The following is a 13845-nucleotide window of genomic DNA, read 5'->3' on the forward strand; positions in this document are numbered from 1 at the left end:
CTCACACTCGAATCATTTTTATTCTTTTACTAACTCACAAGTCATCTTGCTAATGGGGGGGGAGTGAAAAGTTACATTGTATCTTCTCACTAGTAACTGAATGCCGAAGAAATAGGAGCCAAGAAATGCATAGAAAATTATTTTTACTGTATTGGCTTCTATAAAGTTGAATCTGTTCGGCTCTGTAGTGACAATATAGTATGAAGCAAATATCAGCGATGATAGCGTTACAAATAAAACAATATAGACTCCAAATTGAAACGGATTGTATACCGTACTATAAAGTTCATTTATCTCATCAATATTTTGCTCGGAAACCAAACCTAGTAATCTTAAGTCATTAGCAAGACGTTCTTTTTGAACTTCAGATTTATAAAAACTATAGGCAATATATGAAATTGGGAAAATTCCTACTAATGCGCCCACAACTAAAGTGAATACTATAATTCCTGATAAGTCGTTAATAAGCAATGAACTAACAAAGAAAATAATTACTCCTGATAAAGCTAAAAGAAAGAAAGACATTGTACGTTGAAATGTTCTTCTTGTCCTTTGCACTTGTGCTTTATATGCAACTAATTCTAGATAATTGTCTATTAAATTTTCTATTCCATCACTTATTCCTTCAATAACTGAGTTAAGTTCTTTGTCATTATTTTGTTCTTGTTTAAGTTTTTCTAACAGTAAATTTCTCAGTTGTTGAGGTATATTTTTAGATTTTTCAATACTGGCTGGCGATAACAACTCAGATACTTCTTTTGATACGTTTCGTCTTTTTTTGCGACGATTCCACATTTTGTTAATTTTTATCAACATATCTGTAGACTACCATTCAATATCAATAGTAATTACAGTTGCGTATGGGTCAATTACAGATTCTGGTACAGTAATTGTTATTTCTCCTATTGGGTTAGGATTGAAAGATTCGATGATGCTACAGCGAGTTGTGTATTGGAGTGGGGTTCCGCTAGCCAAAACGCTTACTGATTGCACTTTTTTGATGGGTATTCCCCGTACAGAAATTGTTTCATACGGCTTCCAGAGAAGATGTAAATAGATTTGGTTGTCTTTACGGGTTGATGGACCGTAAAATTGCCAAGGCTCTAATCCTGGTTGCGTACCTATGATGCTCTGTTTGTTCGATCGCATCCAGGTTTCTACTACTGCTAATCTTTCTAGTAATTCTGGTTGAATTTGTCCATCACCCATAGGGCTGATGTTTAACAACAAATTGCCGCCTTTACCTGCTACTTCGCAAAGGGTGTGAATTAATTGTCGTGGTGATTTAAAATTAGTATCGGCAGTATTATAACCCCAACTTTCGTTGATGGTCATGCAAGTTTCCCAAGCTTGATCTGGAGGTTGGGGAGGTATAAACTGTTCTGGGGTGGTGAAGTCACCAAATCCTGGTAGGCGATCGCTAATTAATATTTCTGGCTGCAAAGAGCGAATTATGTTGTATAATTTTTCAGCTTGCCATTGTTCAGGCGATCGCTCCCAACTACCATCAAACCAAATTACATCAATATTACCGTAATTTGTGAGTAATTCGCGCACTTGGGCGAACATAAAGTTTATATAACGCTGCCATTGTTCAGGAGTGGGCTGACGGTGTTGAAAAGTTTGATAAGGTTTATCAGCTTCAGTAAAAGCCGGATAATCAGGATGATGCCAGTCAATTAAGGAAAAATACAAGCCGATGCGAATTCCTTCTAGTCGCATTGCTTCTACAAATTCCCGGACAATATCTTTTTTATAGGGCGCATTCTGAATAGAAAAGTCTAATTGCTTTGTGTGAAACATCGCAAAACCATCATGGTGCTTGGTTGTCAGAATGGCGTATTGCATTCCTAACCGTTTAGCTAAATTAGCCCATTCTTGGGGATGATATTGTTGTGGGTTGAATGTTTTTGCTGTGCTGTGATATTCTTCAACAGGAATATTGCCACAAAAAGGTAGGCTGAAAACACCTCCTACTAAGGGCCAAGATAATTCGCAGCCTTGTTGAGAACTATGTCCCCAATGAATAAACATTCCAAAACGGGCTTGTTCAATCCAGGTTTTCATAACTAGATATTCCTAACATTTATATTCATGCTTCCATCGGATCGAGTCTACCAATTCCTAGTTCCTTTAACTTAGCCTTGACATCTTCCCACTCAGTACCACAGTAGTAATATTTTTTATCCAAGATGTTTGCTATGTAAAAACCCTGTTTACCGCCGTTAATTTGTCTTAGCTCATTAGCAGCTTGTTTCATAGATATGCCAAAAGTAGCAAATAAATCCTCGCCCTGAAGCCAAGGTGCGTTAAACCAATTGATAAACGGCTCACCTTTTGTGAAGTACCAAGTGTTGTCACGACGAACAACTAGTCGATAATAAACTGGGTAAACAATTGTGCCTAATTTTGACATAATGTTCTATCCTGAATTTAGGGAATAGCCCCTAGAGGCAATTCTAGGGGTAAAGCGAAACATCTGACGCCTAGTGCTTAAAGTGCTCAACAGCCGCGCCAAGAGCGCTCGCCAGCAAATGAGGTGTCACATTGGTTGCAGTAGCAACTAGAACCACATCACCATTGGCATCTCTTACCCAAAAGCCAAGTTTAGAATTGCTGAATGCTCCATTTCAAGCTAACTTCATAGTACCCAATTGAGGTATCATTCAAAATTACCTCAAGCAGAATGTAATTTTGTGTTGACTGAACCCCATATTCTTGAATCATTAAGTCGATCTTATATCCGAGCGATTGCTGGTATTGCTGGCTTAAATCTTTCCATCCGCGAGTATGATTATGGAGTAGATGGCAACTTTGATGAAATTACTATCCGCAACAATCGGCGTGTTGAGTCTGGCTTTTCCCTTAGCTTTCAATTAAAAGCTTCAACCCAATGGCAGCGAGACGACAACATAGTTATTTACGACTTGGAAGCCAAAACTTATAACGATTTAGTGCTTCGAGGCAATTTCAGGATGGCTGTACCTTGTATCCTCATATTATTTGCCTTACCTTCAGACTCATCCCAATGGTTAATATATAATGAAGATGAAATGCGGCTTCGTGGCAGTTGTTACTGGGAATACCTGAGTGGTAAACCAACCGATAATAGACAAAGTGTGAGAATCCGGATTCCAAGGGCACAACGCTTAACCCCAGAATCATTGCTAAATTTAATAGAGAAGGTAAAAACAGGAGAGTGGTCATGACAGAACAGATTGTCCCAGAGGAATTGCAAACCCATTCTCTTAAAATTGCTGATATCGTATCTTATCTCCATCAAAATGGTTGGCAAGCAGTAAGACATCCCAACCCACGTTTATTGGTATTTCAAGGTGCTGCTGACGATGAAGGAAATCCCATCCAACTTGTATTACCCAGTCACAACACTTTTGAAGACAGCGATCGCTTATTAACAAAAGCTGTAAACTTGTTAGCAGTAATTGAAGATAAATCACCGCAAGCAATCATAGATTTAATTACTCAAACACATGCAACAACAGCAGGTACTTAGTGGCTAATAGACACAAACAGCTATACTAATAGCGACCGCCAGCAAATGAGGTTTGTTTTTCATCAATCAGAACAAGATGCAGGCGTAAACCAGGGATTTTGAGGTATCACACTAGGTACACTAGCAACTAGAACCACATCACCATTGGCATCTCTTACCCAACCTTGTGCTTCCACAATTTGATTAGAGGGATTGACATTTACGGCATTTTGTTTTATTTCTCCCCTTGTTTCATCAAACAGTGTTACCCAAGGAGTCAGCACCGCATCACTCATCAAAGGCTCAGAGGGACTAGGTGCTATTCCGCCCCGCCCTGTAGCAGTAAATGAACCCTTTCTTTGTCTACTACCAGGGGTGCAGGCAGTGGAAATTTGCTGTGTAGCATCAACCAAATTTGTGGGTAGTTGTATCAATCCCCGATTGGGATCGACTTCAGGTGTGTTGAGTTCTACAGTGCCAGCTACTCCACGTTCTGAACTAGCAGTGATGTCTGAGAGCGAAGTTGGGCGTGGACGAGATTGAATACCATAGATACCAGAGGCTGTAATGTTAACATTGCCACCATTACCATCAAAAGCATTAGCGCTGATATTGCTATCTTCCTTTGGCACAGCGACGATGAAGGGGGAGTTGATCGTAATTTTACCGCCATCACCGCCAGCCTGTGCAGTGCCAGCAGTAGTAGAAATTTGACTGCCACGACGCAATAGTAATAAGTCCTGCACATTCAGGTTGAGATTTCCGCCATTGCCTGAAAGAGTCGTAGCTTGAATAGTACCCTTGTTATCAAGACGAACAGAACCAGCTGTAACTGCTATGTCACCTGCCTGCCCCTGCCCAATGTTGCTTGTACTTAGTTGAGCCTCATCCGTAACAAAAAGTGATCCAGTAGCGATTGTAATGTTTCCGGCTGTACCTACAGCTTCAGGTCTGACTCTACTGAAAATACCTGTTTCATTTCCAGATAACAAGATGCGATCGCTTGCATCAATTCTCACACTGCCCGCATTCCCTTGTCCAGCAGTAGTGGTAGTTAGAATAGCTCTATTTGTAATAGACAATGAGCCAGTGGAGATGGTAATGCCACCAGCGTTGCCCTCTGCTCCTTCTCCTACAATACTTTCCGCATACGCCTGTCCGTTAAAGGCAACGGTATTGCCAGCATTAATGGTCACACTGCCTGCATTTCCTTTACCATTGGTACTAACATTTAGGAAAGCCCCATCTGTTGCCGAAAACGATCCGGTAGTAATAGTAATGTCTCCAGCTTTGCCCACCACACCAGATGCCAAATTGCTACTTATACTACTCGAGCGATCGTTACGACTTATTCCACTCAAAGAAACACGATCGCGAGCGTTAACCGTTACACTACCTGCCGAACCGTTTTCTTGAGCGATGGTAACTAATCGAGCTCCGTTAGTGATAAATAGAGAGCCACTATTTATAGTAATGTCCCCAGCGTTGCCCTCTCCTCCAGAAAGTACACCGGTGATAGCTTGACTACTGCGCCCATCACTTCCAACCCCATCAAAGGAAACCAGATTGTCAGCATTAATCGTTACATTACCTGCATCTCCTTTAGCATTAGTACTAGCGATTAATCGAGCGCCATTAGTTACAGACAACGAACCAGTAGTAACAGTTACATTTCCACCCTTACCCTCCCCAATCCGATCCCCTAAGCGTTCTACTGCGCTTGCAACAACGCTGTTTGCCCCATCTAAGTATACACCATGAGCATTAATTGCCACATCACCTGCATTCCCTCGACCAACTGTGGTAGCACTTAATTGTGCTCTATCACTAACAGACAGCGTTCCAGTGGTAATAGTGACGTTTCCACCTCTACCCTCTGCTCTTGCTCCTACTTGGCTGAAAACACCTGTATTAATTCCATCAATAGAGACTCTATTACGAGCATCAATGTTGATATTACCTGCATTCCCTATAAAGAAAGTACTTGCACTGAGTTGTGCCTCATTTTTGACAGATAGCGTTCCGGTAGTGATGGTAATATTCCCACCGTTACCCCTATTTCTCACATTGCTAAAGACACCTGTATCATTGCCATCAAAAAAGGCAATGTCACTGCTATCAATTGTCACATTTCCAGCATTCCCTAGTCCATCGGTAATAGAGGACAATCTTGCGCCATTGGTTGCAGAAAGTGACTTGGTTGTCAAACTAATGTTACCTGCATTACCTCTACCCCCAGATCGAACATCATTGAACACTCCACTGCGAAATTCATTGCCTCCTACTCCATTAAGTAGGATGTTGTCCCTCGCTAAAATATTTATATTACCCGTATCGCCTCGCCCAATAGTGCTGGCAGATAGTGTAGCGCCATCGGTAACAGAAAGCGATCCAGTGGTAATACTAATGTTGCCTCCTTTGCCCACAGCTTGACGGTCTTCAACACTACTAAATACACCACTGGGGAACAATCCATTGCTACTTACCCCACGCAGGGATATACTGTCACGAGCATCAATAGTGATATTACCTGCATTTCCTTGTCCAAAAGTGGAAGCAATGATTTGCGCTCCGTTTGATGCAGAAAGTGTCTCGCTTGTCAAACTAATGTTACCGCCCTCGCCTACAGCCCCTGGTGACACATTATTAAATATGCCGCTGAGGGAGCCATTACTGCCTACCCCATCGAAAGAGATGGTATGTGTGGCTTTAACTGTAATACTACCTGTATCTCCTTGCCCAAAAGTACTGGTATTCAAACGAGCGCCATTTTTTAAAGCCAGCGCCCCAGTTGTAATGTTGATATTGCCGCCTTTTCCTGACGCACCCTGTTCCACAGAACTGAATACACCACTGGGAAATCCATTCCTACCTATTCCATCTAAAGAGATAGTGTCAGCTTTAACATTAATATTACCTGCATTTCCTCGCCCGAGAGTGTTGGCATATATCGGTGCACCATCAGTGAGAGAAAGCAAACCTGTGGTAATGCTGATATTACCTGCATTCCCAATCGCATCACTTCCCACGCTGCTATAAACACCACTAGAAAATCCATTGCTACTGACACCATTCAAGGAAATAGTGTTAGCATCAATAGTGACATTACCTGCATTTCCTTGTCCAAAAGTGGAAGCAGATATTTGCGCTCCATTGGATGCAGAAAGTGACTCGCTTGTCAAACTAATGTTACCAGCTTGACCTACAGCCCCTAGTGACACATTATTAAATATGCCACTAAGGGAGCCATTACTACCAACTCCCGCTAGAGAGATCGCGTTGCGGGCATTGATCTTGATATTGCCGACATTTCCGATTCCAAAGGTACTGGTATTTAATCTCGCACCATTAGTAATTGAGAGCGACCCAGTTGTAATGCTGATATTACCAGCTTGACCGACGGCGTTACCATATACAGTGCTGTCAACACCACTAGAGATGCCATTGCTACTACCATTCAAAAAAATCGTTTTAGCATCAATAGTAATATTACCTGCATTCCCTTGTCCCAAGGTGGAAGCAAAAATTAACGCTCCATTATTTGCAGAAAGCGACTCAGTTGTAATACTGATGTTGCCTGCTCTGCCTACTGCTCCCTGTTCCAAAGCAGTGAATACTCCACTCAAAAAACCGTTACGGTCTATTCCATCAAGGGAGATGTCTCTAGCTCTAATTGTGACATTGCCAGCATTTCCTTGTCCAAAAACATTAGCTACTAATTGAGTACCATCAGTAAATATCAGCGAATCTGTAGTAATATCCAGGTTTCCAGCATTACCTGCACCATTGGCTTCCACAATGCTTTGAATCCTACCACCTTGCCCAGCCCTAATTGTGCTTGTTGCATTGAGCGTAATATTTCCAGCTTGGCTGTCAGATGAACCTAACCCCGATCCTATGCCACCTAAAAGCCGACTTTCTCCTAAAATATCAATATTACGAGCATTAACCGCAATACTTCCCCCATTACCAGCAATCACATTGATGCCGGCTCCGTTAATTAGTGATACATCCGATCGCTCTACCCCATCAGAGAAATTTAGATTCAGATTATTCCCCAACTCTACTGTTCCCGCTCCGGAAACACCTCCTAACTCAACTCTCCCACCAAAGGCATTTAACCTTCCGCCATCCATGCTGATGTTACCACCTACTAACACCAAACTCCGACCATCTCTAACACGTAACCCAGATGCACTCACTCTTTCTGTCGGATCTAATCCTGCTGGTGCTACTGAGTTATTTTGAATCGATGCTGCTGCAATTTGATTGAATAAAAAAGCAGAAGGATTTACTGTCAACAGTTCAGGAGTATTCGGATTCGTTGCATTGAAAAAACCTTGATTACCAAACCCAATCGCATTAGCAGTCGTTGCAACAAACGAACCTCCGACATCTAAACTGGCATTGCGTCCAAAAATGATTCCGTTGGGATTAATTAAAAATAAGTTGGGATTGGAGTTACCAAACGTGCCCAAAGTCCCCAAAATCTCAGAGCGATCGCCACCCGTAACTCGTGCTAATATATTTTGTATATTGGCGCTAGGACTAAAAAAATAAGCACCGCGTCCAGCACTAACATTGAATTCTCGAAAACTGTGAAAGAGATTTTGACCCCGCTGTGTTCCACCATTAATTACCTCGATTGGTTCCCCATTAAAGTTAGGGGTGACAGTCGAGTTCTCGGCACCTAGTGTATTGTCAGGAACAATGTTACTTTGGGCTAGTGCGCAATTCACAGAGAATGCGATCGCACCCCCCACAATCCCTAGCTCGAATAACCAACCTTTAATACGAACATCGCCGGACATTGCATTCCCCTAGCGTAGCCACAGTTACTGAAAAACTATCTATTAATTAACTTCTCAGCTTTTGAACTATGAGGTATGCATTTTTTAATAAAAATTAATAGTTTGCCTGTAAGATCCCCGACTTCTTAAAGAAGTCGGGGATCTTAGGGTTAATTCAGATTGCTGCTGTAGGCGCTAAAGCCGTAAGCCAAGGTTTCTCTCATCGCAGGTGATGATGGCTTAATACTTCTGTTAATTGTTTTCGCAAAAGGTACAACAATGCCTTTAATTTTCTCCGGTAAAATTGCATATTCTTGTGTTGGTTCCACAATATATTGTGGACTCTTTGCTGTAATTCCAGAAGCCGTCAACATCTCTTTGATTTCTGCTGCTGAATATTGCTTGAGATAAACTGGATTCCGAGCAAATATATTGAGCTTTCTAATAAAATTGTGGATTTTATGAGAAGGACAAGATTTGTTATGGAAAGAATGATTGAAAACAAAAATACCGTCCGGTTTCATTATCCGCGCTATTTCCACAAACAGATTTCTGATTTGTGCGTCGGGAATATGCATAAACACACAGTTAGAAATTACCAAATCTACAGAATTATCTTCTAGCGGCAATATTTCTGCCGAGTCACAGATAATATTAAATTCAGCTTTCGGAAAGAAATCATATTCTTGCTTACACTTAAGTAAACGTCGCAATAAAGGTTCAGAAATATCCAGCCCGTAGTATTTATTGCATTGCAGATTTTTCTCTTTAGAAAGATACAAAGGAATTCTACCGTAACCACAGCCAAGTTCCAGAATAGAATCAACTGATTTATTCTGAGGAAATAGATTCCAAGTTCCACCAGGTCTTCCCGTCAGTAGTGTATAATCTTGTTTAATTGGCGCTGTTTCCCCAGCCTTTTCAATCTTTTGAGAACCGTAGTATGTTTTGCCTATTTTATCCCATTTTTGTTTATGTTTGGTACTAGTTAATTCCTCGTATGATTTGGGAAAATAAATACCATCTCTAATTTGAAATTCGCGTAAAGTAATAGGTGAATTTACTGATTGAGTCATTAACTTATCCAAGTGAGTAATTAACATGTTTTATGTTATACTCTGAAGATAATACTAACTGCAAGTTTTATTTGTGTATGTTAGAAGCGTCACAAGGCAAAGTGGTTGTTGTTGGTGCAGGTTGGGCAGGTTTAGCAGCAACCTATCATTTAGCTAAACAAGGTTATGATGTGACGCTGCTGGAAGCGGGTTCATATCCTGGTGGATTGGTAGCGGGGTGGAAGACAACGGCAGGGCGCTCAATAGAAGCAGGTATTCACGGCTTTTGGTATCCTTATCGAAATATTTTTTCCCTAATTAATGAATTAGGAATTAGCCCCTTTACAAGTTGGACTCGTTCATGTCAATATTCACCCGCAGGTTTGGAAGTTGAATCGCCAATTTTTCAAGATTTACCACGACTGCCCACACCTCTAGGCACTTTTCTCTACACTCAGTTTAAACGTTTACCCTTGAGCGATCGCCTCAGCGCCCTGCCTTTACTTTATGCGGTAATTGATTTTGATAATTCCCATCAAGCTTGGCAACGTTATGATTTCGTCACAGCCAGAGAATTATTCAAAGATTTTGGTGTTTCTGCCAGACTTTACCGCGAATCTTTTGAAGCAATGTTATTGGTAGGCTTGTTTGCCCCTGGTGAACAGTGTTCGGCAGCTGCTACCTTAGGAATGCTGTACTTTTTCATTTTGGCGCATCAACCAGACTTTGATGTAGTTTGGTGTCGTGGCACAGTCGGGGAAAAAATCTTTCGCCCTTGGGTACAACAAATGGAAAAAGCCGGGGCAAGAGTGTTAGCAAACCGTAGAGTTACTGATTTAATTGTTGGTAGTAACAATCGGGCAACAGGAGTTGTCTGTGGTGAAGAGGTATTTGATGCGGATGCAGTAATCTTTGCCGTGGGAATCACGGGGATGAAAAAGATTGTCTCCAGTAGCCCCAGTTTGCAAAGCCGCCCAGAGTTTAGAAATATAAATAATTTAGGAGCAATTGACGTTTTAGCCTCAAGACTGTGGTTTGATCGCAAAATTGATATACCTCGTCCTTCCAATGCTTGCTTTGGTTTTGATGCCACCACCGGATGGACGTTTTTTGATTTAAATACGCTGCATGACGAATATCGCAACGAGCCAGGAACAGTCATAGAAGCTGATTTTTATCACGCCAATCAGTTTCTTAATTTAGAAGATAAAGAGATTATACCAATAGTCCAACACTATTTAACAAGCTGTGTACCAGGATTCCGAGACGCAAAGGTAGTTGATAGCAGTGTCATCCGTCTACCAAATGCAGTAACTCACTTTGCCCCTGGTAGCTATCGTTATATGTTACCAGCAATTACAAGTTTGCACAATGTATTTATGAGTGGTGATTGGATTATCACCGCTCATGGTTCATGGTCTCAGGAAAAGGCATACGTTACTGGTTTAGAAGCAGCAAATTTAGTAATTTACTATTTGGGCAACGGTACACCAGCACAAATTTTACCTGTGGAACCAGACGAAGCCCATATTCAAGTAGCTCGGACTGTCAATAGAATTGTACGTCAAATTGGCAACTCTGTATTACCTGATTTTTGGCTACCGTAACCATCAAGAAACCCGGTTTCTTAAAGAAACCGGGTTTCTCATTTGAGTTTACCTTCGCCGCACATGCAATCCATCCAGCCCTTGTTTAATCCAATTTAAACACTCGAACTCTGATTTGAATAATTTTGGTGCGGCAATGTTGTTTAATGAGTCAGGGGGATAATGGTCATAAAAATATTTACCACCATCTTGAAAGACAATCACTAAATTGTTATTGTAGATATAGCGACATTTAAAATAGTCACCGTTCGTAGTAAATTCCGCATTTTTGTCAATGTGTTCTTTGGCGATCGCAATTACGTTTTCAATGCTACTACCGTAAATGCCCGCCGGGTTTTCTGCTTTGTGGAATTGGCTTTTACTTCCAATTACTGATAATAATTTGTACGAATAAATTTCGTAACCACTTGCCTTGCCAAAAACAAAGGGAATGATGAGATATCCATTATAGGAAACTGAATTCTCATAAATATGACGCATCTCTAACTCCTATACCTGTAAATGCCCACTGCAAGATAATTGCTCCGTTTTTCACAGAACAATTAAGAGTAGATTTTGGAGATTAACGGAATCTGTCTTACCACCATAAAGGCGTGTTATAGCCGAGAAGCGGAATATTTGATTGAATAAACTGCTTCCCTGTCGCTGCTTACTTATTCTACCAACATACTATATCGATATAGTCAAAAAAATACTTCTATTTTTAGAGTTATTTTCAAAGTGTTACAAACCTAGTAGCTTAATATAAAAAAACATGGGCAGTGTTGGGTGTCCAATGGTATTCATAACACACTAAAACCATAATATCTACAAGCATTCGATTTGTTTTGCACATCTATTCTATCGGTAGATTTTATGAGAAACTGACAGTGATTAATTAAAAAAATTTGTTGCATGAGTATCGAATTTGGACGAGAAATTTGCGGCTACCTCGACATTGCAGAATCACGGGAGTGGTTAGTCACTAACGGTATTGGCGGTTATGCTTCTGGTACTGTAGCAGGATTGCTAACTCGGCGTTATCACGGTTTATTGGTGGCAGCTTTGAAACCACCATTAGGTAGAACTTTACTACTTACTAAGTTTGACGAAACTGCGTCTTACGATCGCCATTCCTATCCACTCTACTGTAATCGTTGGGCGGATAACACCATAAGTCCCCACGGCTATCAATATATTGAACGTTTTTCTTTAGAAGGTACTATTCCAGTATGGCGCTTTGCTTTGTGTGATGCAATACTTGAAAAACGAGTCTGGATGCAACAGGGCGCTAACACTACCTACGTCCAATATACCTTGCGTCGTGGTAGCCAACCGCTACAGTTAACGCTCAAAGCATTGGTTAACTATCGCGATTATCACAGCAATACCCGGAATGACGGTTGGCGAATGAGTGTAGAGCCAGTGCCAGGGGGAGTTTGTGTCACGGCTTTTTCTGGTGCAGTACCACTTTACCTATTGAGCCGCGCCACTGCTACAATTGTGAATAACTGGTACTATGGATTTTACCTAGCAGTAGAACGTCGTCGAGGATTGAGCGATCGAGAAGATCATCTTCATGCAGCTACCTTTGAGGTGACGCTTCATCCTGGGGAAACTCTGACTTTTGTTGCCAGTACCGAACAGCAACTAGATCTTGATGGTACAACATCTCTCCAACAACGCCATCAGCAAGAAAAAAATTTAATTGAACTTTGGAGCAAGCAATTACCCCAAGTGGAATCTCCTGCTTGGGTAAATCAACTAGTTTTAGCTGCTGACCAATTTATTGTAGATCGTCCCTTACCCGACGAACCAGATGGCAAAACTATCATTGCTGGATATCACTGGTTTAGTGATTGGGGAAGAGACACTATGATTAGTCTACCAGGTTTGACGGTAACAACTGGACGCTTAGAAATTGCCCGCTCAATTTTGCGTACTTTTGCCAAATATGTAGATCGAGGAATGCTTCCCAATCGCTTTCCTGATGCAGGACAGACACCAGATTATAACACAGTTGATGCGACACTTTGGTATTTTGAAGCGATCCGCAGTTACTACAGTGTGACAAAAGATGTTGATTTGGTGAGAGAACTTTTTCCAACTCTAGCAGATATTATTCACTGGCATCGTCAAGGCACACGCTACAACATCCACCTTGATACAGATGGTTTACTTTATGCTGGTGTTGCTGGAGTACAACTGACTTGGATGGATGCGAAGGTTGATGATTGGGTTGTTACGCCCCGCATTGGTAAACCTGTAGAAATTAACGCTTTATGGTATAACGCGCTCTTGACAATGGTCTTGTTTGCTCAACAAATTGGTCAGCCATATCAAGAGTATAAAGATCTTGCCAACCTTGTTCAAACACAATTTTCTCGCTTCTGGAACAATTCGACCAATTACTGCTATGATGTCTTAGATACTCCTGACGGAGATGATATATCCTTGCGTCCCAACCAAATATTTGCGGTATCCTTAAGTGAAAGCCCACTCACACCAGAACAACAGCGTGGAGTAGTAGAAGCTTGTGGAAGAGTTTTGCTGACTTCTTATGGGTTGCGATCGCTTAGCCCAGAGCATCCTCAATACCAAGGAATTTATGATGGCGATCGCTATCAACGTGACGGAGCCTATCATCAAGGAACTGTTTGGGGTTGGTTACTCGGTGCATTCGTTCACGCACATTTGCGCGTTTATAACAACCCCTCTCAAGCTAGAGAATTTTTAGAGCCAATGGCAAATCATCTTTACGGTCATGGTGTGGGTAGTTTAAGCGAAATTTTTGATGCTCTTGAGCCGATGACGCCAAATGGCTGTATTGCTCAAGCTTGGACAGTAGCAGAAGTGTTACGAGCATGGGCAGCAATAGATACCCGACTTCTTCAAGAAGCCGGGTATCTGAATACTTGACT

Annotated in this window: 10 protein-coding genes; 4 read left to right on the plus strand and 6 right to left on the minus strand. The window is 41.4% G+C overall.

Annotation, left to right across the window (positions count from 1 at the left end):
- Positions 1-18: 18 nt before the first annotated feature.
- Genes ICL16_RS39730 through ICL16_RS39740 form a run of 3 tightly spaced genes read right to left on the minus strand, consistent with a single transcriptional unit; the run spans position 19 to position 2416 of the window.
- Positions 19-795, minus strand: coding sequence for an AAA family ATPase (locus ICL16_RS39730; protein WP_190837216.1), 777 nt, complete (start codon positions 793-795; stop codon positions 19-21).
- Between the two features lie 30 nt (positions 796-825).
- Positions 826-2067, minus strand: coding sequence for an alpha-L-fucosidase (locus tag ICL16_RS39735; RefSeq protein WP_190837219.1), 1242 nt, complete (start codon positions 2065-2067; stop codon positions 826-828).
- Positions 2068-2092: 25 nt separating this feature from the next.
- On the minus strand, positions 2093-2416 hold the full coding sequence (locus ICL16_RS39740; RefSeq protein WP_190837221.1) for a hypothetical protein: 324 nt from the start codon (positions 2414-2416) through the stop codon (positions 2093-2095).
- Positions 2417-2696: 280 nt separating this feature from the next.
- Here ICL16_RS39740 and ICL16_RS39745 point away from each other — a divergent pair, with 280 nt between their 5' ends.
- Together ICL16_RS39745 and ICL16_RS39750 are read left to right on the plus strand one after the other, a co-directional pair.
- Complete coding sequence (locus tag ICL16_RS39745) at positions 2697-3209, plus strand: DUF4365 domain-containing protein (RefSeq protein ID WP_190837223.1); 513 nt, start codon at positions 2697-2699, stop codon at positions 3207-3209.
- The gene (locus tag ICL16_RS39750; RefSeq protein WP_190837226.1) at positions 3206-3514 is read left to right on the plus strand and encodes a hypothetical protein; all 309 of its coding nucleotides are present in this window, start codon (positions 3206-3208) and stop codon (positions 3512-3514) included. Before ICL16_RS39745 ends, ICL16_RS39750 begins: the two co-directional genes overlap by 4 nt.
- A 62-nt stretch (positions 3515-3576) precedes the next feature.
- Here the strand turns inward: ICL16_RS39750 and ICL16_RS39755 are convergent, their stop codons facing one another.
- Positions 3577-8304, minus strand: coding sequence for a beta strand repeat-containing protein (locus ICL16_RS39755; RefSeq protein ID WP_190837228.1), 4728 nt, complete (start codon positions 8302-8304; stop codon positions 3577-3579).
- A gap of 149 nt (positions 8305-8453) precedes the next feature.
- Positions 8454-9359: a class I SAM-dependent methyltransferase gene (locus ICL16_RS39760; RefSeq protein WP_190837230.1), complete on the minus strand. Its 906-nt coding sequence runs from the start codon at positions 9357-9359 to the stop codon at positions 8454-8456.
- Between the two features lie 77 nt (positions 9360-9436).
- Here ICL16_RS39760 and ICL16_RS39765 point away from each other — a divergent pair, with 77 nt between their 5' ends.
- Complete coding sequence (locus ICL16_RS39765) at positions 9437-10945, plus strand: hydroxysqualene dehydroxylase (protein WP_190837345.1); 1509 nt, start codon at positions 9437-9439, stop codon at positions 10943-10945.
- A 48-nt stretch (positions 10946-10993) separates the two neighbouring features.
- Here the strand turns inward: ICL16_RS39765 and ICL16_RS39770 are convergent, their stop codons facing one another.
- Positions 10994-11425 carry a hypothetical protein gene (locus ICL16_RS39770; RefSeq protein WP_190837232.1) on the minus strand — a complete coding sequence of 144 codons (432 nt, stop codon included), beginning with the start codon at positions 11423-11425 and terminating at the stop codon, positions 10994-10996.
- Between the two features lie 414 nt (positions 11426-11839).
- Here ICL16_RS39770 and ICL16_RS39775 point away from each other — a divergent pair, with 414 nt between their 5' ends.
- The gene (locus ICL16_RS39775) at positions 11840-13843 is read left to right on the plus strand and encodes an amylo-alpha-1,6-glucosidase (RefSeq protein WP_190837235.1); all 2004 of its coding nucleotides are present in this window, start codon (positions 11840-11842) and stop codon (positions 13841-13843) included.
- Positions 13844-13845: the final 2 nt, after the last annotated feature.

It is taken from the genome of Iningainema tapete BLCC-T55 (assembly GCF_014698965.1).
In the GTDB taxonomy this organism is placed as follows: Bacteria; Cyanobacteriota; Cyanobacteriia; order Cyanobacteriales; family Nostocaceae; genus Iningainema; species Iningainema tapete.